Origin of the sequence: Micromonospora sp. CA-249363 (genome assembly GCF_050950185.1) — a bacterium.
Classification (GTDB): domain Bacteria; phylum Actinomycetota; class Actinomycetes; order Mycobacteriales; family Micromonosporaceae; genus Micromonospora.
Genome location: NZ_CP192020.1, coordinates 2,930,561 through 2,951,144, shown reverse-complemented (window position 1 = coordinate 2,951,144; position 20,584 = coordinate 2,930,561). Strand labels below are relative to the sequence as shown.

22 protein-coding genes are annotated in these 20,584 nt (G+C 73.5%); 11 read left to right on the top strand and 11 right to left on the bottom strand.

Features of this window, described 5'->3' with window-relative positions:
* The first annotated feature begins 68 nt into the window (after nucleotides 1-68).
* From ACQPZK_RS13580 to ACQPZK_RS13570, 3 genes are read left to right on the top strand one after another with little or no spacing between them, the layout of a single operon-like run.
* Nucleotides 69-1,283: a D-arabinono-1,4-lactone oxidase gene (locus tag ACQPZK_RS13580; RefSeq protein ID WP_433538640.1), complete on the top strand. Its 1,215-nt coding sequence runs from the start codon at nucleotides 69-71 to the stop codon at nucleotides 1,281-1,283.
* Nucleotides 1,283-1,657, top strand: coding sequence for a sensory rhodopsin transducer (locus ACQPZK_RS13575; RefSeq protein WP_433538639.1), 375 nt, complete (start codon nucleotides 1,283-1,285; stop codon nucleotides 1,655-1,657). Before ACQPZK_RS13580 ends, ACQPZK_RS13575 begins: the two co-directional genes overlap by 1 nt.
* Nucleotides 1,654-2,760 carry an FUSC family protein gene (locus ACQPZK_RS13570; protein WP_433538638.1) on the top strand — a complete coding sequence of 369 codons (1,107 nt, stop codon included), beginning with the start codon at nucleotides 1,654-1,656 and terminating at the stop codon, nucleotides 2,758-2,760. The genes ACQPZK_RS13575 and ACQPZK_RS13570 overlap by 4 nt, the downstream gene beginning before the upstream one ends.
* Before the next feature lie 4 nt (nucleotides 2,761-2,764).
* Here the strand turns inward: ACQPZK_RS13570 and ACQPZK_RS13565 are convergent, their stop codons facing one another.
* From ACQPZK_RS13565 to ACQPZK_RS13555, 3 genes are all read right to left on the bottom strand, one after another.
* Nucleotides 2,765-4,276 (bottom strand): sensor histidine kinase, encoded by a 1,512-nt coding sequence (locus tag ACQPZK_RS13565; RefSeq protein ID WP_433538637.1) that lies wholly within the window; start codon nucleotides 4,274-4,276, stop codon nucleotides 2,765-2,767.
* Nucleotides 4,254-5,000, bottom strand: a complete 747-nt coding sequence (locus tag ACQPZK_RS13560; protein ID WP_433538636.1) for a response regulator transcription factor — start codon at nucleotides 4,998-5,000, stop codon at nucleotides 4,254-4,256. The genes ACQPZK_RS13565 and ACQPZK_RS13560 overlap by 23 nt, the downstream gene beginning before the upstream one ends.
* A 101-nt stretch (nucleotides 5,001-5,101) precedes the next feature.
* The gene (locus tag ACQPZK_RS13555; protein WP_433538635.1) at nucleotides 5,102-5,332 is read right to left on the bottom strand and encodes a hypothetical protein; all 231 of its coding nucleotides are present in this window, start codon (nucleotides 5,330-5,332) and stop codon (nucleotides 5,102-5,104) included.
* Nucleotides 5,333-5,522: 190 nt separating this feature from the next.
* Here ACQPZK_RS13555 and ACQPZK_RS13550 point away from each other — a divergent pair, with 190 nt between their 5' ends.
* From ACQPZK_RS13550 to ACQPZK_RS13540, 3 genes are all read left to right on the top strand, one after another.
* The gene (locus ACQPZK_RS13550; RefSeq protein WP_433538634.1) at nucleotides 5,523-6,455 is read left to right on the top strand and encodes a serine/threonine-protein kinase; all 933 of its coding nucleotides are present in this window, start codon (nucleotides 5,523-5,525) and stop codon (nucleotides 6,453-6,455) included.
* Nucleotides 6,456-6,516: 61 nt separating this feature from the next.
* Complete coding sequence (locus ACQPZK_RS13545; protein WP_433538633.1) at nucleotides 6,517-6,942, top strand: OsmC family protein; 426 nt, start codon at nucleotides 6,517-6,519, stop codon at nucleotides 6,940-6,942.
* Between the two features lie 251 nt (nucleotides 6,943-7,193).
* Nucleotides 7,194-8,042, top strand: coding sequence for a hypothetical protein (locus ACQPZK_RS13540; protein ID WP_433538632.1), 849 nt, complete (start codon nucleotides 7,194-7,196; stop codon nucleotides 8,040-8,042).
* Between the two features lie 6 nt (nucleotides 8,043-8,048).
* Here the strand turns inward: ACQPZK_RS13540 and ACQPZK_RS13535 are convergent, their stop codons facing one another.
* The 5 genes from ACQPZK_RS13535 to ACQPZK_RS13515 form a co-directional block, all read right to left on the bottom strand.
* Nucleotides 8,049-8,582 (bottom strand): ATPase, encoded by a 534-nt coding sequence (locus ACQPZK_RS13535; RefSeq protein WP_433538631.1) that lies wholly within the window; start codon nucleotides 8,580-8,582, stop codon nucleotides 8,049-8,051.
* A 108-nt stretch (nucleotides 8,583-8,690) separates the two neighbouring features.
* Complete coding sequence (locus ACQPZK_RS13530) at nucleotides 8,691-9,134, bottom strand: response regulator (protein ID WP_422739965.1); 444 nt, start codon at nucleotides 9,132-9,134, stop codon at nucleotides 8,691-8,693.
* Between the two features lie 70 nt (nucleotides 9,135-9,204).
* Nucleotides 9,205-9,552 carry an STAS domain-containing protein gene (locus tag ACQPZK_RS13525; protein ID WP_433538630.1) on the bottom strand — a complete coding sequence of 116 codons (348 nt, stop codon included), beginning with the start codon at nucleotides 9,550-9,552 and terminating at the stop codon, nucleotides 9,205-9,207.
* 111 nt (nucleotides 9,553-9,663) lie between these two features.
* Nucleotides 9,664-10,710: a cobalamin B12-binding domain-containing protein gene (locus ACQPZK_RS13520; protein WP_433538629.1), complete on the bottom strand. Its 1,047-nt coding sequence runs from the start codon at nucleotides 10,708-10,710 to the stop codon at nucleotides 9,664-9,666.
* Nucleotides 10,707-12,473 carry a SpoIIE family protein phosphatase gene (locus tag ACQPZK_RS13515; protein ID WP_433538628.1) on the bottom strand — a complete coding sequence of 589 codons (1,767 nt, stop codon included), beginning with the start codon at nucleotides 12,471-12,473 and terminating at the stop codon, nucleotides 10,707-10,709. The genes ACQPZK_RS13520 and ACQPZK_RS13515 overlap by 4 nt, the downstream gene beginning before the upstream one ends.
* A 177-nt stretch (nucleotides 12,474-12,650) precedes the next feature.
* On the opposite strand from ACQPZK_RS13515, the gene ACQPZK_RS13510 reads away from it, so the two are divergent.
* Both ACQPZK_RS13510 and ACQPZK_RS13505 read left to right on the top strand, forming a co-directional pair.
* Nucleotides 12,651-13,055 (top strand): STAS domain-containing protein, encoded by a 405-nt coding sequence (locus ACQPZK_RS13510; RefSeq protein WP_433538627.1) that lies wholly within the window; start codon nucleotides 12,651-12,653, stop codon nucleotides 13,053-13,055.
* A 58-nt stretch (nucleotides 13,056-13,113) separates the two neighbouring features.
* Entirely contained in the window at nucleotides 13,114-13,446 is a 333-nt protein-coding gene (locus ACQPZK_RS13505; protein ID WP_433538626.1) for an STAS domain-containing protein, read from the top strand.
* 78 nt (nucleotides 13,447-13,524) lie between these two features.
* Here ACQPZK_RS13505 and ACQPZK_RS13500 read toward each other — a convergent pair whose 3' ends face one another.
* On the bottom strand, nucleotides 13,525-13,839 hold the full coding sequence (locus tag ACQPZK_RS13500) for a hypothetical protein (RefSeq protein ID WP_433538625.1): 315 nt from the start codon (nucleotides 13,837-13,839) through the stop codon (nucleotides 13,525-13,527).
* A 201-nt stretch (nucleotides 13,840-14,040) separates the two neighbouring features.
* Here ACQPZK_RS13500 and ACQPZK_RS13495 point away from each other — a divergent pair, with 201 nt between their 5' ends.
* The 3 genes from ACQPZK_RS13495 to ACQPZK_RS13485 all read left to right on the top strand — a co-directional run bounded on the left by ACQPZK_RS13495 (nucleotide 14,041) and on the right by ACQPZK_RS13485 (nucleotide 17,069).
* Nucleotides 14,041-15,015 (top strand): DUF2267 domain-containing protein, encoded by a 975-nt coding sequence (locus ACQPZK_RS13495; protein ID WP_433538624.1) that lies wholly within the window; start codon nucleotides 14,041-14,043, stop codon nucleotides 15,013-15,015.
* Nucleotides 15,016-15,097: 82 nt separating this feature from the next.
* Nucleotides 15,098-15,880 (top strand): spermidine synthase, encoded by a 783-nt coding sequence (locus tag ACQPZK_RS13490; protein ID WP_433538623.1) that lies wholly within the window; start codon nucleotides 15,098-15,100, stop codon nucleotides 15,878-15,880.
* A 61-nt stretch (nucleotides 15,881-15,941) separates the two neighbouring features.
* The gene (locus tag ACQPZK_RS13485; RefSeq protein WP_433538622.1) at nucleotides 15,942-17,069 is read left to right on the top strand and encodes an AI-2E family transporter; all 1,128 of its coding nucleotides are present in this window, start codon (nucleotides 15,942-15,944) and stop codon (nucleotides 17,067-17,069) included.
* On the opposite strand, the gene ACQPZK_RS13480 is transcribed toward ACQPZK_RS13485, so the two are convergent.
* Nucleotides 17,040-18,341: an NAD(P)/FAD-dependent oxidoreductase gene (locus ACQPZK_RS13480; protein WP_433538621.1), complete on the bottom strand. Its 1,302-nt coding sequence runs from the start codon at nucleotides 18,339-18,341 to the stop codon at nucleotides 17,040-17,042. The two genes, ACQPZK_RS13485 and ACQPZK_RS13480, sit on opposite strands and share 30 nt — an antisense overlap.
* A 54-nt stretch (nucleotides 18,342-18,395) precedes the next feature.
* Entirely contained in the window at nucleotides 18,396-20,549 is a 2,154-nt protein-coding gene (locus tag ACQPZK_RS13475) for an amylo-alpha-1,6-glucosidase (protein WP_433538620.1), read from the bottom strand.
* Between the last annotated feature and the right edge of the window lie 35 nt (nucleotides 20,550-20,584).

Sequence of the window (20,584 nt, the reverse complement as noted above, 5' to 3'; positions counted from 1 at the left end):
ACCCGGTGGGCCGCCCCGGAAACGCCAGGCTGGGTGACTACCGGTCGCGCCGACGGGTAGTCCGCGCCATGCGGCGGTTCGTCAACTGGTCCGGCAGCCTCTCGTTCACCCCGCGGGAGTACGCCGAGCCGGCCGACGAGGACGCGGTACGGGACCTGGTCGTCCGGGCCCGGCAGGCGGGTCGGACGATCCGCCCGGTCGGATCCGGCCACTCGTCGAGCCCGCTGGCGCGTACCGACGACATCCTGCTCAGCCTGGACCGGCTCGCCGGTGTGATCAGCGAGGACGACGATCGGGCCCGGGTGTGGGCGGGCACGAAACTCAAGGTCCTCGGCGAGGGCCTGTACGACGCCGGCCTGGCCATGGACAACCTCGGGGACGTGGACTACCAGTCGATCGCCGGGGCGACGGCCACCGGCACGCACGGCACGGGTCTCGGCTTCGGCAACCTGTGCACCCAGGTCACCGGCGTCCGGCTGGTCACCGGCACCGGAGAGGTGCTGGACATCTCCGCCGAGGAGAACGCGGACCTGCTCCCGGCGGCCCGGCTGTCGCTGGGCGCGCTCGGCGTCGTCACGCAGCTCACCCTCGATGTGCAACCTCGATACGAGCTGCGCCGCCGGGCGTGGTGTGCGCACCTGGAATGGACCCTCGACCACCTCGCCGAACTCCAGCACACCAACCGGAACATGGACTTCTACTGGTACCCGCGCAGTGATCAGACACAGATCCGCACCATGAACCGCGCGGACGAGGTGCCGGGTGGGCGGGTGTGGGCCGCACCGCGGGTGCCCGACTCCGGCCCGTGGGGCGCCCCGCACGAGATCCGCTCCGGTCCGGCGCACCGCACCATTCCGCAGGAGCGGGACCTGCGGTTCGAGGAGATCGAGTACATGATGCCGTCCGAGGCGTTTCCCGCCTGCTTCGCCGAGGTGCGCCGCCGGATCAAAGGGCGGCACAGTCGCGTCGCCGGCTGGCGGGTGCTGGTGCGCTCGATAGCCGCCGACGACATCTGGCTGAGCAACGCGTACGGCCGGCCCACCACCACGATCGCCTGTCTGCAGAACACGTCCCTGCCGTACGAGGACTACTTCCGGGACATGGAGGCGGTGTTCCGCCAGTACGGGGGCCGGCCGCACTGGGGCAAGAAACACTGGTTGACCGCCCGCGACCTGCGCCCGCTCTACCCGCGCTGGGACGACTTCCAGGCGGTACGTCACCGTCTCGACCCGGACGGGGTCTTCGCCAGCCCCGACCTCACCCGGCTGCTGGAGGAGACCTGATGCCCGACGTCGGTGCCCGCCTCTGGGTTGTGCCGGGCGGACACATCCCGTTCCCCAGCAACGGCCCGGAGCCGGACTTCACCAGCTTCGACCAGGTCTGCGTGCTCAACGCCACCGACACCCGCGCCGACGTCGAGCTGCACGTCTTCTACGAGGACACCGAACCGGTCGGCCCGTACACCATCCGGGTCGACGCCCGGCGGATCCGGCACGTCCGGGTCAATGACCTGATCGACCCGGAGGCGGTACGCCTCGACCGCCCGTACGGCTGCCTGCTGCGCTCACCCGTGCCGGTGGTGGTGCAGTTCCTGCGCCAGGACACCCGGTTGCCGGGGGTGGTCGCGTTGGCCGCGACCATGGCGTACCCGGCGTGAGCGCCCCGGACACCCTGCGGGGTCGGGTCGCCGAGACCGTGCGTGCCGGGCTCGGACGGCTGCGGACGTACCTCATCGTGGCGGTGCAGGCGGGCGTGGCCGCCGCGCTGGCCTGGGTGGTGGCCAGCCAGGTGCTCGGCAACCCGGAACCGACCTTCGCGCCCGCCGCTGCCGTCGCGGTGATCGCCGCGTCCCTGGGCAGCCGGGCGCCGCGCGCCTTCGAGCTGGTCGCCGGCGTGGTCCTCGGCATCGGTGTGGGTGACCTGCTGATCGGCCTGTTCGGCACCGGCCCGTGGCAGACCGGCGTGATCGTGTTCCTGGCGATCGCCGGGGCGGTACTGGTGCGTGGCACCGGCGCGCTGATGACCCAGGCCGGCGGTACGGCGGTGCTCATCGCCACCCTCACGCCGACCTCGCCCGACCTGGAGCTGCCCCGCACGATCAACGCCCTGGTCGGCGGGGCGGCGGGACTGCTGGTGATGCTGGTGCTCCTGCCGATCAACCCGTTGCGTACGGTACGCCGGGCCGCCGAGCCCACCCTGGACCTGTTCGCCCGGGAAATGACCGCGTCGGCGGAGGCGCTCGCGACGGCGGACGGTGACCGGGCGCAGGCGGTGCTGGAACGGATGCGCGCCGCCGACCCCAAACTCAAGCGGCTCGCCGAGGTGGCCGTCGCCGCCGAGGAGGTGGTACGGCTGTCCCCGGTGCGGTGGCGTCGCCGCGAGACCATCGCCGCCTACCGGCGCGGAGTGATCCACATGGAGCGGGCCTTTCGGACGAGTCGCGGTCTGGTCCGCCGGATCGTCACCACCGTGCGCGACGAGGAACCGGTGCCGGCCGCGCTGCCGGCGGCGGTGGAGCATCTGGGCGCGGCGGTCCGGCTGCTGCACCGCGAGGTCATTGCCACGCGGGAGCCCGTGCAGGCTCGAGCGCGCGTGCTGCACGCGGTCCGGGAGGCGGGCGCGGCGTGCCGGCAGGGGTTGGGTTTCTCCGGCACGATCGTGGTCTCCCAACTGCGGACCGCCGCCAACGACCTGCTCCGCGCCACCGGCGTGCCGCGGGCCGAGGCCCGCCGTCTGGTGCGCCAGGCGGCCGGAGGCTGATCGGTCAGCTTCCGGCTGTGGGATCCGGCAGGCGGACGGCGAACACGGTCCGGCCCGGACGGCTGTCGACGCCGACCGTGCCGCGGTGCGCCTCGACGACGGCCGCCACGATCGCCAGGCCGAGCCCGGTGCTGCCGTGCTCCCGGGACCGGGAGCTGTCACCCCGGGCGAACCGCTCGAACATCTCCGGTCGCACCTGAGCCGGCACCCCCGGCCCGTCGTCGGCGACGGTGAGGACGGCGGCGTCCGCCTCGACGGCGAGGGTGGTGGTCACCGTCGTGCCGGGCGGGGTGTGCACGCGGGCGTTGGCCAGCAGGTTCGCCACCACCTGGTGCAGGCGGGCGGCGTCGCCGGGAACCCGGATGACCACCTCGGGCAGGTCGAGCCGCCAGTGGTGCTCGGGGCCGGCGACGTGCGCGTCGCTGACCGCGTCCACCACGAGGGCGGACAGGTCGACCGGGTCGGCCGCGAGCGGGCGGCCGGCATCGAGCCGGGCCAGCAGCAGCAGGTCGTCGACGAGGCTGGTCATCCGGGCGCTCTCGGACTCGACGCGGCGCAGGGCGTGCGCCACGTCGGCGGGAACCTCGTCGCGGCCCCTGCGGGCCACCTCGGCGTACCCGCGGATCGCCGCGAGCGGGGTGCGCAGCTCGTGGCTGGCGTCGGCGACGAACTGGCGTACCCGGGTCTCGCTGGCCTGCCGCGCGGCCAGCGCGTCGGCGACGTGGCCCAGCATCCGGTTCAACGCCGCGCCGACCTGGCCGACCTCGGTCCGCGGGTCGGTGTCGGCGGCCGGCACCCGGACGGCGAGCGCCACCTCGCCCCGGTCCAGCGGCAGCTCGGTGACCCGGGCCGCGGTCGCGGCCACCCGGTTCAGCGGTCGCAGCGTGGCCCGCACGATCAGCGCGCCCGCGCCACCGGCCAGGAGCAGGCCGAGGCCGACGACCCCGGCCTGCGCGGCGACCAGCGCCCAGACGGTGTCCTGCGCGCCGCTGAGCGGGATGCCCACCGCGACCACGACCCCGTTGGGCAGTTGCCGGGCCACCGCCCGGACGTCCCCGTCATCGAGGGCGACGGTGCGGGGCCGACCGTCGGTGGGCAGCGCGACCAGCCGGGCGGCGTCGGCGGCGGGAACGTCGGCGAGGCTGCCGCTCGCGGTGCTCCGCGTCGCCGTGGTGACGCCGTCGGCCCGGCGTACGGCGAGCGAGCCCGGCGGGAAGCCGCGCGGAGGCTCCGGCGGGGACGGTGCGGCCACGCCCGGCCGCGCGGCGGGCCACCCGGGGTCGCCACCCGGACGGAACCACGGCGGCACGTCGCGCGGCCGGTCCCCCATCGTCAACTGGGTGTCGACCTGCGCGACCAGCACGTGCCGCAGGGCGAGCGTGGTGAGCCCGCCGATCGCGACGCTGACCAGGGCGAGCAGCGCGACCAGGGCGAGTACCAGCCGGGTCCGCAGCGGTCGGCCGGCCCACCAGCGCCGCAGACGGGCGAGTGCCCTAGTCGGCGGGTTTGAGGACATAGCCCGCGCCGCGCAGCGTGTGGATCATCGGCGGTCGGCCGGCGTCGATCTTCTTGCGCAGGTACGAGATGTACAGCTCCACCACGTTGGCCTGGCCGCCGAAGTCGTAGTTCCACACCCGGTCGAGGATCTGCGCCTTGCTGAGCACCCGGCGCGGGTTGCGCATCAGATAGCGCAGCAGCTCGAACTCGGTCGCGGTGAGCGTGACGAGCTGGCCGGCACGGCGGACCTCGTGACTGTCCTCGTCGAGAGTGAGGTCGCCGACGGTCAGCAGCGCCTCCTCGTGGGCGGCGACCGCGAAGCCCGAGCGGCGCAGCAGCGCGCGGAGGCGGGCGATGACCTCCTCCAGGCTGAACGGCTTGGTCACGTAGTCGTCGCCGCCGACGGTCAGCCCGGCGATGCGCTCCTCGACGGCGTCCCGGGCGGTCAGGAAGAGCACCGGCACGGTCGGGGCGTGCTCGCGTAGCCGGCGCAGCACCTGGAAGCCGTCGAGGTCGGGCAGCATGACGTCGAGGACGACGGCGTCGGGCTGGAACTGCCGCGCGGCGCTCAACGCCGCCATGCCGTTGCCGGCGCTGCGCACCTGCCAACCCTCGTAGCGCAGCGCCATCGAGAGCAGGTCGGTCAGCGTGGCCTCGTCGTCCACGACCAGCACCCGGACCGGTTCGCCGTCCGGGCGACGCAACTCGATCCGGCTCGGCACGGTCTGCCCCTGGATGACCATGCTCCCCATCGTGGACGGGTCCGCTGTGTCGCGCCTCTGCGCCGGCTGTGTGCCAGCTGTGCGGCCGGGCCGCCGGGCCACCGCTCAGCCTCCGACCGTGGTCACTCGGACACCCCGTACGCGTCGGTCCGTACGAAGCGCATGCTCCACCCGCCGTGACCGTCGGGCTGGTCGCGCTCGTACAGGTGGTCGGGGCCCGGCTGCGTCGGGCCGGTGCCGCCCGGATGCCGCATGATCCACCGCTGCGGAGGGGCGCCGTCCGGCTCGGCCGGTACCGCGCGGACCAGGCCGTCCGCGGGACCGCCGATGAAGCGTACGGTGACCTCGCCCATCGCGGCTCCCTTGCGTGACGGTGCCGGCACGCTCGGTGCGTACCGCCCTGGGTCGCAAGCTACCGCACCCGACGCCGGCCCCGGCCGAGGTACGGCGTGATCGGCGGCCGACGCGGTTTGCCCAGCTCGGCCCCCGGGTACCGCGATTCCCAGGCCCCGCCACCGGCGGGACGAGGACGAGGAGTTGTCGATGCGGACGCTGGACGGGCGGTACCAGCTCGAACAGCGCATCGGCGTCGGCGGTATGTCCGAGGTGTGGCGAGCCCACGACCGCGTGCTGGACCGACCGGTGGCGGTGAAGCTGATCGCGCCCGGCCCGGACGGCCACCACGACACGGTGGACCGGATCCGCACGGAGGCCCGTTCGGCGGCCCGGCTGGTGCATCCGAACGTGGCGAGCGTGCACGACTTCGGCACCTCCTCGACGCTTCCCGGCCGCCGGGTCCCGTACATCGTCATGGAGCTGGCCGAGGGCGAGACGCTCGCCGCGCACCTGCGGTCGGGTCCGCTGGACTGGCGGATCTCGGTACGGGTCTGCGCGGAGGTCGCCGCCGCGCTGTCCGCCGCGCACGCGAGCGGCATCGTGCACCGCGACGTCAAGCCGGCCAACGTCATCCTCACCCCGGCGGGGGTGAAGGTCCTCGACTTCGGCATCGCCACCCCGACCGGCACCTCGGACCCGATGCCCGACGGCATGCTGCTCGGCACCCCGGCGTACCTGGCTCCGGAACAGCTCGACGGCGCGCCCGCCACGCCGGCCGCCGACATGTACGCCCTCGGCGTGCTGCTCTACTACTGCCTCACCGGTCGGCTGCCGTACCGGGCGCAGACCCCGGCCGAGCTGCTGGCCGCACGCCGTACCCGACCGCCGGAGCCGCTGCCGGAGATCGACGGGCTCCCGCCCGAGGTGTCCGAGTTGTGCCGCTCCTGCCTGGCCGACGATCCCGGGGAGCGTCCGACCAGCCTGGTCGCGGCGCTGCTGCTGGCCGAGGTCGTGGACGCCCGGGTCTACGTACCGATGGCGATCCCCACGCAACGGCCACCGTCGGCGACGCCGTCGCCGTGGACCGAGCGGGCGGCGGCGCAGCCCACCGAGGCGCTGTCGGTCGTCGACCGGACCTGACCTGGGCGTTTCGCCTGCCCCCGGCCGGGTAGCCGGGCGGGTGAGCGACGGGAGGAACGCGATGCCGAGTCCGAGTTCCTGGCTGCATGAGGCCACCGCCACCGCCGAGGGTGGCCACGTCCGAACCGATGACGGCGGGCTCTCCACGCCGCTCGCGTCGCCGCTGGCGGCGCACTGCACCGGCCTGAGGCCGGAGCAGTTGCTGGCGGCGGCCTTCGCCTCCTGCCTGCACCACGCGGCGGTGGAGGCGGCCGGGGAGATCACCGACGAGGCGCACACGGTCCAGGTGCGCGCCGAGGCGAAGCTGGGGCGCGACGACGACGGCCGGTACCGGGCCGACGTGCACGCCTCGATCTCGTCGGCCGGTCTGAGCCGGTCGCAGTTGGCCGACCTGGTCGAGTACGCCGACCGGCTCTGGCCCTTCTCCAGCAGCGACAACACGCGGCACCGGCTGACCGTCAGTCCGGCGGAGAACGGTCGGCACTGAGGTCGACCTTTGGTGGATCTGGCCCTCACCCGATCGGATGATGGTCCGTGCGCGGCCCGGATCGACGTACCGGCATGTCGTCGTGAGCGGTCTGACCAGGCGAATCGGGAATACCCGGCTCGCCTGATCGGCGAGGTTATGCCGGTATAACCAGCCTTCGACCGATACCACATCGTGGATTCGGGCAAATTGTGGCGCATGCCACTCTTGGGGCTGATGGCATCGGGCAACCGACTATCTAGCCTCGGCGGGTGCATCCCGACGACCCCACCGCCCAGAAGCTGACCGACGCGCCCCCGACCACCCGCACGAGGGACGCCGCATCAACCGAACGGACGATCGGCCGTCATCGGGCCTCCGAACCGCCGCGCCGCGCCCTGCTCGGCTCGACCCCGGTCCGGGTCGCCCTGGCCACCGGCGTCACCTGCTGCCTCGGCCTGGGCGCGTTCACCGCCGCCCGCGGCGCGCAGGAGACTCCGCAGCCCGTACGGCCGATCGCCGACGCGCTGGCCGACCGTGCCGCCATCGCCGACGAGCGTGCCTCCCGGTCGCTGGACCGCGACGCCGCCCCGGCCCGGGTCATCCCGACCCCGACGGCCTCGCCCACCCCCCGGCCGACCGTCACCCGCAAGGCCCCCAAGAAGCCGGTCAAGCCCCGCCGGCCGCGCCCTGTCGCCGGGCTCGACCAGCAGCAGATGGACAACGCGAAGATCATCGTGGACGTCGGCGTGGAACTGAAGATGCCGCGCCGCGCTCTGGTGGTGGCGCTCGCGACCGCGATGCAGGAGAGCAACCTCTACAACCTGGCCAGCGACGTGCTGCCGGAGTCGAGCGAGTACCCCCACCAGGGCAGCGGCTCCGACCACGACTCGGTCGGGCTGTTCCAGCAGCGGCCCAGCAGCGGGTGGGGCACCGTCGCCGAGCTGATGCGCCCGTCGTACGCCGCCCGGGCCTTCTACACCGCCCTCGCCGAGATCCCCGGCTGGCAGGACATGAGCCTCACCGCCGCCGCCCAGGCCGTGCAGGTCTCGGCGTACCCCGACGCGTACGCCCCGCACGAGGACCGTGCCACCACCGTGGCGGCGGCGCTGCTCGCCTGAGGCCGCTCAGCGGCCCGTACGCCCGGTGGGCGGCTGCGCGCCGCTGTCCCGGCCGCCGGCCGCCATCCGGGTCGCGGGTACGCCCGTGCCGGCCGCCGCCGTGGGCGTGTCGGCCGGCACCGGCTCGACCGTCACACCGGTGAGGATCTCGTCCACCAGGGCCTCGCGGCGGCGGCGCGCGTGCAGCGCCTCCTCGAAGTCGCGCCGGGCCTGCACGGCATCCTCGTACGCCTGTTCACGGAGACGACGTGCCTCCTCGCGGGCCTCGTCCAGCGCGCAGCGGGCCTGCGCCAGGATCTCGTCCGCCTCCTGACGCACCACGTCGCCGGCCCGACGGGTGGTGGCGGCGTCGCCCAGGTCCAGTCGCTGGAGCAGCCCGCTGAGCCAGGTCGCCTCCTGGCGGATCTCGTCCCACTCCCGGGTCGCCCCGGCCGCGCCCTCCGCCCGTGCCGCGAGTCGGGACAACCTCACCGCCAGCTCGTCCAGGCAGGAATCGACCTGTCGCTGGTCGTAGCCGATCTTCACGACGGAGAACCTCATACTGTCGCCCCCCAGGCAGCCGCTGTTACTTCCCCACCTGGATCCTCGGACGCGGCGACACCTACCGAGGCGGTTCGGGGAAATTGTTCAGCATGCGCGGGACGCGCGTCAGGGGCGCTTGGGCAGCACGACCACGCGGCCGAAGAACTCGTCGATGCGACGCACCACGTCGTTGAAGTCGTCCAGGTCGATGGGCTTGGTGACGTACGCGTTGGCCTGCAACGTGTAGCTGCCGACGATGTCGGTGTCCGCGTTCGAGGTGGTCAGCACCACGATCGGGATGGTCCGCAGATCCTCGTCCTGCTTGACCGCCCCGAGCACCTGACGGCCGTCCATGCGCGGCATGTTGAGATCGAGCAGGATCACGTCCGGTCGACGGGCCTGCGAGTGGCGACCCTCGGCCCGGAGGAACTCCATCGCCTCCTCGCCGTCGCTCACCACGTCGATGATCTTCTCGACGTCGGAGTCGGCCAGCGCCTCCTCGATCATCAGCACGTCGCCGGGATCGTCGTCGACCACCAGGATGCGTACCGGCTGCGGGCTGTCGCCCATCACTACCTGCCTCGGGTCGGCGGAGTATGGAGACCGGACGGTCACCACGCTGGCGGGGAAATCTAGCCCATCAGGGGGCGCCGTGGGACGCCGGGTCGACCGTGTCCGGAACGTAGCGGAGCACGTCCGCCAGACCGGTGACCCGCAACACGCGCTCGACTCGCCCGCTCGCGCCGGTGATCCTCAACCAGCCCCCGTCGGCGGCGGCCTGGTTGTCGCCCCGGACGAACACGGCCATCCCGGTGGAGTCGCAGAAGGTCAGGTCGGTGAGATCGAGCAGCACCCGCCGCTCGCCGGCGGCGCTGAGCCGGTCGATGGCGGCGGTCAGCTCGTCTGCGGTGCTCAGGTCCAGCTCACCGGCGAGCCGTAGGCAGGCGACACCGCCATCGCGCTCGGCGTCGCTGACACTGAACGTCACCGTCTCCCCCTCGCTCGCTCCACCGACGGGTGGGACGTTTGCAGTGCGGCAAGTATACGCAGGGGGGTACGACAGGTCCGCAGCCCGTGGTGATCGTTCGGCCGGCCCTGGTCAGCCGGCGGAACGGGACGCGGCGGCCAGCCCGGCACGCCCCAGGGCCAGCGCGTGCGCCGCCCGGGGGTAGTCCCGCAGCTCGGCGGCGAAGTGCTCCAGGGTCAGGGCGACGGCGCTGGCCGGCACCCGACGGCTCGTCAGGATCTCCGCGAGCCAGTCGACGAACTCGGTGAACAGCGAGGCGTCGTCGACGTACAGCGCGGCGGCCAGCGAGTCCAGGATGTGACCCAGGTCGCTCACCGTCGAGTCCAGCTGGGCGGCCGTGTACTCCCGCGTCGCCGGCACCTTCTCGCGCAGGTCGGTCAGCGCGCTGTCGATCAGCTCGCCACGGCGGCGGACCAGACTCGCGTACTCGTCGTCGGCCAGGTGCGCGAGCTGCGCCGGCGGCACCCGCCGCAGCGCCCGCTCGTCGGCGATCAACTCGGCCGCCGAGGGCGCGCTCGGCGCCCAGGCCGCGCCGAGCCGGGCCGCCCACCGGCCGTCCGCCCCGAAGCCCCGTCCGCCGACCACCACCGGCACGTCCGACCGCCGGCACGCCTCGATCATCCGGTGGGCGTGTGGCAGCCGCATCGGCAGCGCGCAGGCCAGCGCGACCGCCTGCGCGTCGTGCCGGTGCAGGTACGACACGAGGTGCGCCGCCGGCACGCTGGCCCCCAGGAACGTCACCTGCCAGCCGCGCAGGCGCAGCACCTCGGCCACCAGCCGGGGCGGCAGGGCGTGCCACTCGCCGTCCATGCACGCCACCACGACGTGCCCGCCGGTCGGGCGCGCGTTCGCGTGCGCCGCCACGGCGCCGACCACCCGCTCGCTGATGTGGGTGGCCGCGTGCTCCTGCGCCACGCTCCACTCGTTGCGGGCCCACCGCTCACCCACCTCGGCCTGCGCCGGCGCGACCAGGTCGAGCAGCACCCGCTCCGGCGGCACGCCCGCGTCCAGGAGGCCGATCGCCACGTCGATCGCGGCGAACTCGTCGGCGTCGGCGAGGCAGGTCAGATAGCCGGGGTAGGCGTCGGTCGGGTCCGTCGTCGCGGCGGGGGCGGTCACGCGGGGCTCATCCTCTGCTCGTCGCCGGTCGTCGGCGTGGGAACGGCGTGCAGGTGCCGCGCGCCGCGGCCGCCGGGGCTGACCGCGCGCAGCGCCAGGACCGCGATGTCGTCGTGGTCGCCGTCCGCCAGCCAGTCACAGGTGACCTGCTCGACACGCTCGGCCAGGGCCGGCGCCGGCATGCGCTGGCAACCCGTCACGGCCGTCACCAGCCGCTCCGCGCCGAACTGCTCGTCGCCGCGACGACCCCCACGGGCCTCGGTGACGCCGTCGCTGTAGAGCAGGCAGGTCTCCCCCGGCGCCAGTCGTACGGTCACCTCGCCGACGCGCGGGTCGGGCACCACCCCGATCAGCATGCCGCGCAGCGGCACCGCCTCGACGTCGCCCGAATTGCGCAGCACCAGCGGCGGCAGATGCCCACCTCCGGCCATCGTGAGGGTCACGCCTCCGTCGCGCTGCGGACGAGCCACGCCCAGCACGATGGTGGCGAAGCGGCCCTGGCCGTTGGCCTGGGTGGTCTCGAGCAGGGCATCGTTGAGCAGCCGCAGAAGCCGACCCGGGTGGGACTCCACCCGGTGCAGCGCCTGCAGGCACTGGCGGAGCTGACCGGTGAACACGGCCGCCTCGACGCCCTTGCCGGAGACGTCACCGAGGAAGAAGACGGAACCGCCGTCGGCGAGCCGGTGCGAGCCGTAGAAGTCGCCGCCGATGCGCAGTCCCGCCTGCGCCGGGCGGTACGCGGTGCCCCACTGCACGCCCGCGGCCTCGGTCGGCTCGACCGGCAACAGACTGGCCTGCAGGGTGTCGGCGACCTCCGCCTGGTCACGGTAGAGCTGGGCGGTGGTCAGCGCCGCGCCGGCCCGAGTCGCGAACGCCCTGATCAACTCGACGTCGTCCTCGTCGTACCAGCGGCTGGAGCGGCGGGCGACCAACAGCACCCCGACGGGGGTGTCCCGGCCCGGCAGCGGAACGACCCGGACGGTGCTGTCGACACTCGTGAGGCCGGGCAGCCAGCCGGCGTCGACCGCCTGCTCCACCAGCCAGTCGACCGCGTGCGGCTCGACACCGGTGAACCCGTCGGCGATGGCCGTAGGGAGGGTGCCGCCGGTCAGGACGCCGCTGTCGAGCATCGGGGCGTCGTCGTCGACCCGGGTGGCCCGCCACCACCGGGCCCGCCCCGCGCGGGGCGCGAGCACCAGCACCGCCACCTCGGCCAGGGTCGGCACGGCGAGCCGGACGACCGCGGCGGCGGCCCGGTCGGGGTGCAGCGGGTTGCCCAGCTTGTCGCCCACCACCGCCAGGAAGGCCGACCGGGCCCGCTCGGCGAGCAACGCGTCGGCACGGCTGACGCTCTCGGTGACGTCCTCCACGTACCAGCAGCAGCGGCCGGCGGAGAGGGGCACCTGGCGGGCGGTGAGCCGACGGCCGTGGTGGGTGAAAGCGCCGGCGGCGCCCTCGTCCAGTCCCGGTACGCCGGACGCGGCCAGCGTCTCACCGGGCACGACCTCGGGCAACAGCCGCTCGGCCACCGGGCTCACGTGCCGGACAACACCGTCCGCGTCGCAGACCACCAGGCCCTCGCGGAAGTGTTCGACGACCTCGGACCAGTCCGGTGCGGCCTGGTCGCGGTCGGGAGCCAGCGGCGGCAGCGCGGGCGCAGGCCAGGACCGCGCGTCGGCGGACCACGCCGCGGCCCGTGTGGTACTCGGCGTGGAGATCCGTCCGTCGCCCGGGTCCCAGTCCCTGACGTCGGAAGCAGTCACCAGCTGAGCCTCACTCCTTGTCGTCCACCCGAACGTGTCCCTGTCGCCCACCCTACGCCGGTCTGCCGTGACCGGCATCCGACAGCAGGTCGGGCCCCGGTTCGCGTAGCGAGCGGACCCCGTCGGCGGTTGTTACGATCCCCTCGCGATGGCCGGAGAACCGGCGGGGGAAGGGGCGTGATCGTGCTGTCGGAGAGGCGTAGGACCGACGCGAGGCCACTGATCATGTCCGTCGACCGGTCCGATCCCGACGTACCGCTGATCCACGTCGGCGGCGAGCTGGCGTACGCGACGTCGGCCCCTCTACAGGCCGAGATCGACCGACTCCTCGCCGACACGCCGCACGCGATCGTGCTGGACTTCGCCGACCTGGCCTTCATCGACAGCACCGGTCTCGCCGTGATCGTGCACGCCTGGCGGGAGGGCCAGGAGGTCGGCGCCGGGCTGCGGCTGCGCTCGGTGCCTCGCTTCCTGGCGACGATCCTGGACATCACCGGGGTGGCGACGCTCATCGGTCGGCCGATGCCGTCCGCTCGTCCGGAGGTCGGCCCCGACGCCGAGGCGTCCGCCGCCACGGCATGAACCGGCGGCGCGCGGCCCCAGGGTTTGCGTTCCGCGCGGGGACTGGGAACATGGTGGAATGCCCCACCAGCTGTTGACCATCGAGGTGAGCCGGCCCGACGCCGGCCACGCCCGGCTACGGCTGACCGGTGAGCTCGACTACGACACCGCGCCCGAGCTGGTGGCCGTCGCGGCCGGCCTGCACGGCGAGCAGCAGCTGACGATCGACCTGAGCGGCGTCGGTCTCTGCGACTCGTCCGGGCTCAGCGCCCTGTTGATCGTGCGTCGGGGCGTCGGGGCGATCCGGCTGACCGGGGTCAGCCCGCAGATCCAGCAGTTGCTGGATCGCACCGGTCTCACCGAGCTGTTGAGCGTGCAGAGCGCCGACGACGACCTGCGCGCCACCGGCTGAGGGGCGCACCGGGCGACCACCCCGCGAAGGGGGGTGGCCCCCGACCCTGGGACCTGGGGCCGGGGGCCGGAGAAATGCCTAGGGCGCGGTCATCGGCTGGAGTCGAGGTCCGCCGTCGCGCAGTTCGACGGTCGCCGGAGGTTCGATGTCGTCGGGTTCTCCCGAGTCGGGTGTCTGGTACAGGTAACGGACAAACTCCCCACCCGCCTCGTTGTCGTCCGCACCCGGCCACTGGCCGATGCAGTCCATTCCGACCACTTCCCGGCCGGTTCCGTCGGACTCCTCCAACAGCGCCCACAGACTCACCGGGTAACACCGGGTCGCGTCGGGCGTGAGCTGCCAGCGGGCGTACCAGCCGGGTCGAGCGGGAACGATCTCGACGATCCGTTTCATGACGACCTTCCTTCCGCGTACCTCGGAAGAACTGTGGTCCTGCCCCGATCGTGCGGGCCGCACGGGTGAGCGCCCCTCACCCCGGGCGGATGAAGCCCGGCCGACGCTCAGCCCTACTCGGCCGGCAGCGTCCGTTTCGGCTCCCGGGACGGCGGGAACGCGACCGGCGCAGGATCGATCCCCAGCGGAAGGGGCGTCACCATGCGCAAGCAGATGGAGGGCGACAACCAGCGCCGCCGGGCGCTGGCCCGGCAGGCCCGTGAACAGGGCGGCCAGCCCAGCGAGTACGGCGCCAGCCTGAGCGCGTCCAAGCAGCTCACCAGCCTGGACCAGAGCAGGCGGGCCGGCCCACCGCCGGCCGGGCGGCACAAGTCGGACACCACGCGTGGTGGACCGGCGCCGCCGTCGAGGGGTACCCCGGACAATCCGCGACCGCAGCCGCCGCCCGGGGGCGCGGCCGGTGTGACCAGCATGGGCTACCAGGATCTGGTCGAGGACGTCCGACGCCGATCCGGGGTCGACTTCCGGACGGCGAAGGTGGGCGCCGAGGCGACCGTACTGGTGCTGGCCTTCGCGCTCGACGTGGCGGAGCGGCAACGGCTGCTCGCCGCCGTGCCCAACTCGTTGCACGACGTCGTACCCGTTGACGGTATCGAGCGACACCGCGACCTGCCCGGCTTCCTGGCCGAGGTGGGCCGGATCAGCGGTCGTACGCCGGAGCAGGCCCGCTACCAGGCGGAGGCGACGATGGCCGCGCTCGCCGACCAGGACGGCGACCTGATCGAGTCCCTGCACGTCCCCGACGGTCTGCGGGAGCTGCTGAACCCGCCGGCGGCCGGCGGCGGCATCGTGGGGGCCTCCACCACCACGCCCACCCTGGGCGAGGAGCAGGTCCAGGCGGCGCTGGACGACCTGCCGTACTGGGCCGGCGACACCACCGGCCTGTACCGCGTGGTCGCGCTGCCGCCGGACAACCTCGACCGGGTGCTCGCCCGGCTCGACCGGCTGCGCCAGGACACCGGGCGCGGCCCGAGCATCGGGCGTCCCGGCGACACGGCGGCCGTGCTGACCGTCCGCACCAACCAGGCGGACGGGGTGACCGCGCTGGACGTGGACCTCGCCCACGCCATCGACGACGCGATCGACGAGGTCGGCGCCGGGATGGCCGGCGGCTGACCGGCGTCGTGACGTACGCGGGCCGGCGGACGCGGGTGCTCCCGCGCCGCCGGCCCGTCGGGCGCTCGGCTAGCGTGCCGTCATGAACCGTGCCGCCGACCGGTTGGAGCTGGTCGCCGATCCGGTCCGCCGGACCGGACGGACGCTGCTCTCCGCCGGCGTCGAGCAGTCGTACGTGGACGTCGAGGATCCGCGGCACCTGCACTTCGAGTACGTCCGCCGGATCGCGTCGGCCGTGGAGCTGGCGGCGCCGGCGGGCGTACCCCTGGACGTGCTCCACCTCGGCGGCGGCGCGCTGACGTTGCCCCGCTGGCTGGCCGCCACCCGGCCCGGCTCCCGGCAGCTGGTCGTGGAGCGGGACCGGGCGGTGGTCGACCTGGTGGCGCGGGAGCTGCCGCCGCCACCACCCGAGGTGCGGGTGGAGGTCGCCGACGCCCGGGAGGCGGTCTCCGCCACCGGAGCGGACGCGTACGACCTGGTGATCGCCGACATCTACCGGGCCGCCCGGATGCCCCGGCACGTCCGCACCGTGGAGTTCGCCGCCGAGGTGGCCCGTGTCCTGCGGCCCGGAGGGCTCTGTCTGGTCAACGTGACGGACCTGCCACCGCTGGTCGGCACCCGGGTGCAGGTGGCGACGCTCCGAGCGGTCTTCGGGGACGTCTGCGTGTTCGGCGACCGCCGGATGCTGCGTGGCCGGCGCTACGGCAACCTGGTGCTCGCCGCGACGCACCGCCCCGGCGGGCTGCCGGTCGGTCGGCTGGCCGTGGCCGCGCTGCGCGACCCGATCGCCGGTGGGCTGCTGCACGCCGCAGCCCTCGACACCTTCGTGGCCGGCGCCCACCCCCTTCTCGACGCGGACGTCTGAGGTAGGGCCGACCGTCCGCAATGCCGGGTTTCCGGTGGTCTGTGCGGGGAAGGCCCGGCGGGTGAGCAACGCCGACGATCGGGCCACGGCCCGCCGGACCCTGGTCGTGATCGCGCTGGTCCTGGCCACCGCGCTCGCGCTCGCCTTCGTGTACGCGACCCGTCGGGTGCTCGTCTGGGCGGTGGTGGCCGCCTTCTTCGCGGTCGCGCTCAAACCGGCCGTGGACCGGCTGCAACGCCGGTTCGTGCGCCGCCGGGCGCTCGCCACGCTGCTCGTCTTCCTCGCCGCGTTCGTCGTGCTGGCGGTCCTCGCCGCGGTGATCCTGGTACCGCTGCTCGACGAGGTGGGCCGGTTCGCCGAACGGGGGCCCGAGCTGCTGCGCGACGCGCGCGCCGGCCGCGGCCCGCTGGGTGAGTTCCTGGAACGCACCGGGGTACGGCGCTACGCCGGCTCGCACGCGGACGAGCTGCGGGACGCCGGCAGTCGGCTGCGGCAACCCGCCGTCGGAGTGCTGCGCGGCGTGGTGGAGGGGGTCGCGGGGCTGGTCACGGTCATCGTGCTGGCGTACCTCATGGTCCTGGAATCGCCGCGGATCACCCGCGGCCTGCTCGCGGTGGCCGGGGACGGGCAGGGCGAGCGGCTGCGCCGCGTCGGCCGGGAGGTGTCCCGGACGGTCACCGGTTACCTGACCGGCAACCTGGTGATCAGCGTGATCTGCGGCGCGTTGACCTTCCTGGTGTTGAGTCTCACCGGAGTGCCGTTCGCCGGGGTGATCGCGCTGCTGGTCGCGGTGGCCGACCTGATCCCGCTGGTGGGCGCGACGATCGGCGCGGTGATCGCCGCCGGGGCGGGGTTCCTGCACTCCCCCACCGCCGGCGTCGTCGTGCTCGTCTTCTTCGTCGTCTACCAGCAGGTGGAGAACCACCTGCTCCAGCCCCTCATCCTGTCCCGCGCGGTACGGCTCAACCCGCTGACCGTGCTGCTGAGCGTGCTGCTCGCGGCGGAGCTGGCCGGGCTGCTCGGCGCGCTGCTGGCCATCCCCGCGGCCGGCATCGCGCAGGTCCTGCTGCGCGAGTACGGCCCGCGCCGGGTGACCCCGCCCCGCCCGGCGGACCCGCCCCGCCCGGCGGACCCGCCCCGCCCGGCGGACCCGCCCCGCTCAGCGACCCCGCGCCGCGACCTCGGGTGAGGTGCTCTCCAGCGGCACCGCGTTCGCCGGCACCAGCCCCAACTGCACGGCCGAGCGGGTGAGCGCCGCGTCGAGCACCCAGTCCGCCCCCACGCGGGTGCGGTTACCGGGCATCGCCATCAGGTGGTACGCCCGCGTCACCGCCTTGGCCGGCAGCCCGGCCAGGTTGACGTGCAACGGGTTCGCGGCGGCGTCCTTGCCACCCAGGTCGACCACCCAGCCCAGGTCGTGGTGCTTGTACGGCCGGCGCTTGCCGAAGCCGTACGACGCGGCGATGTTGTGCGCCACCCGCTTGCCCTGGCGCTCCGCGTGCTGGGCCGTCATGCCGCAGATCTGCCCCGGGTTGACCAGGTCGGGCACGGCGGCCGCGTCGCCGCAGGCGAAGACCTCCGGATAGCCCGGGACGTTGAGGTACTCGTCGGTGACCAGCCGGCCCCGCTCGGTGCGCAGGCCCAGCTCGTTGACGAACGGGTCGGGGCGTACGCCCACGCACCACACCAGCGTGCAGGTGGGGATGTACTCGCCGTCGGTGAGCTTGACCCCGTCGCAGGTCGCCTCGGCCACCGAGGTGCCCATGCGCACGTCCACGCCGCGCTTGTCGAGCACCTTGTGCGAGGTGTCCGACATCCGCTTGTCCAGCTCCGGCAGTACGCGAGGAGCGACGTCGAGGAGCATCCAGCGGGGCCGGACGGTCAGCCGGGGTCGCTGCGCGTACAGGGCGTCGGTGAACAGTTGGCCGTGCGCGGCGACCTCGGTGCCCGTGTACCCGGCGCCGACCACCACGAAGGTGGACCGGGCCTTCTGCTCCGCCGGGTCCTCGGCCTGCTCGGCCAGTTCCACCTGGCGGACGATGTGGTCGTGCAGGTAGACCGCCTCGGGCAGGCCGCGGAAGCCGTGCGCGTACTCGGTGACGCCCGGGATGGGTAGCAGCTTGTTGACGCTGCCCACGGCGAGGACCAGCCGGTCGTACGCCAGGCGGTTCTTCTCCCCCTCGGGCTGGGTGAAACCGACCCAGCGGTTCTGGAGGTCGACGTGGTCCGCCTCACCGATCACCACCCGGACGCCCTTGAGGGTCCCGGTCAGCGGCACGGCGATGCGCGAGGGCTCGACCACCCCGGCGGCCACCTCGGGCAGCAGCGGCAGGTACAGGAAGTAGTCGGTGGAGTTCAGCACCACGATCTCGGCCCGGTCCCGGGCGATCCGGCTCAACGTCTTCGCCGCGTGGTAACCGGCGAACCCGGCCCCCACGATCACCACACGAGGTTTCGTCATTGCCGGCCGTTTCCCGTCGCGGGCCAGGACAAACGTCGAAGCGCAGGCGCGCCGTCAGCTCCGCTCGATCCAGACGCGGCCGCTGGAGCCCGTCGCCTCCACACCCCACTCCTGACCGAAGGCCCGCACCCGGTTGGCCGAGATCCGGCCGATCTCCGGTGGAACCGCCGGGTCGAGCACGAGCCGACCCTCGACCGGGTTCAGCCCCAGCATCGCGCGGACCAGCGCCAGCGGCGCCCCGGCCGCCCACGCCTGTGGGCTGCACGCGGTGGGATACGGGATGGCGAACAGCAGCCGTTGCCGGTCGGACCCGCTGAGCGCCTCGGGCAGTCGGTGGTCGAACTGCTCGGCCGCGTCGATCATCGCCAGGCTGACCCGGTTCGCCTCCGCCCGGTAGCCGTAGCGGACCAGGCCGAGAGCGATCAGCGAGTTGTCGTGCGGCCAGACCGTGCCCAGGTGGTAGCCGAGGGGCCGGTAGAGGCGCTCCTCGGCGGACAGCGTCCGGATGCCCCAGCCGGAGAACATGTCGGGCGACATGAGCTGGCGCACCACCGCGTCGGCCCGCCCCGGCGGCACGATCCCGCTCCACAGCAGGTGACCCATGCTGGACGTCTTGGAGTCGACCACGTTCTTGTCGCCGTCGAGGGCCACCGCGTAGTAGCCGCCCCGCTCGTCGATCCAGAAGTCCCGGTTGAACCGCTCGTACAGGCCGCCGGCCTCGTCGCGCAGCCGTGCCGCCATCTTGGGGTCGCCCAGCGGGCCGTCGAACAGCTCGGCCAGCCGCACCTTCGCGTCGAAGGTGTAGCCCTGGACGTCGGCCGTTGCCAGCGGCAGCACCGGGATACGCCCGTCGGCGAAGCAGACGCCGTCCGGCGAGTCGCGCCAGCACTGGTTGCCCAGCCCTTCGGGGGACCGGGTGGCGTACTCCACGAAGCCGTCGCCGTCGCGGTCGCCGTACTCGTCGATCCACCGCAGCGCGGCCATCGCGTTGTCGCGCAGGTGCCGGACGGTCTCGTCGTCGCGGGTCCACCGCCAGTACTCCGAGAGCAGGATCAGCCAGAGCTGGGTGGCGTCGGCGGTGCCGTAGTAGGGACCGTACGGCTTCTGGCCGGTACGGGTCAGCTCGCCGCTGCGGGCCTCGTGCAGGATCTTGCCCGGCTCCTCGTCTGTGAAGTCGTCACAGACCTCGCCCTGCAGTCGGGCGAGCGCGAGCAGCGCCCCCTTCGCCAGCGCCGGCCCGGCCACCAACGTCTGGTACGCGGTGATCAGCGTGTCCCGCCCGAAGACGCTGAGAAACCAGGGCAGTCCCGCGCCGGGCAGCAGGACCCGCTGACCTTTGATCTCCAGGTCGAGCCGCAGCGCCGCCAGGTCGTCGCGGGACTGGCGGACGGTGCACTCCAGCGCCTGGCTGTCGCTGCGCAGCACGGCCCGGTCCTCGGTCCACCGGCGCAGCGGGTCTTCGGCCCGGCCCTGGAGGACGTCGATGATGTCGCCCCGCACCGGTTCGACCACGCCCAGGCCCGGCGCCAGCGGCACGTGCAGGTCCACCAGCCAGTCCTCGCGCGGACGCAGGTGCAGGTCCCAGACCAGATCGTTCCCCTCGATCCGGTCCGCCGGGGTCGCGCAGCGCACCCGGGTCTCGGCGGTGAAGTCTCCGTTGCGGTAGGAGAAGCACAGCTCGGAGCCGTCGGTGGCGTGGCCGTGGACGATCTGCGCGGAGCGGTCCCGGACCACGGACTTGACCTCGAACAGGTCGGCGAAGTCCACGTCGACGGCGAGGCGCAACTCCACCCGCACCGGCTCAGGCTGGTACGACACCAGCTCCAGCCGCTCGTGGAAGCCGTCGCCGATATAGCGCAACCGCCGGATGGCAAGACCGTTCGGCGCCAGGCCGGGCAGCTCCGGGTTGGTGAGCACATACTGCGCGGAGTAGTGCTCGATGGTCCTGGCCCGCAACACCAGCAGCTGACCACCGTTGACGGTGAGGGTCCAGCCGCTGATCAGGCGGGTGTCCAGGTGCACGAGCCCGCCGATGCTGCCCGGTGGCACGTCGCCGCGCGCGTCGGAGTACAGGAACGTGGGGCCGCTGAGCACGGCGAGCGAGTCGGGGCCCAACTCGGGCGGCATCGCCCGCTGGTCGCCGCTGTCCCCCGTTCCGGGAGGCACGCCCACGGTCGGGTTGGCGGGGGTCGCGCGTACGGCAGCCATGACACCCACCGTAGGAACGGCGGCCACGCGGTGTC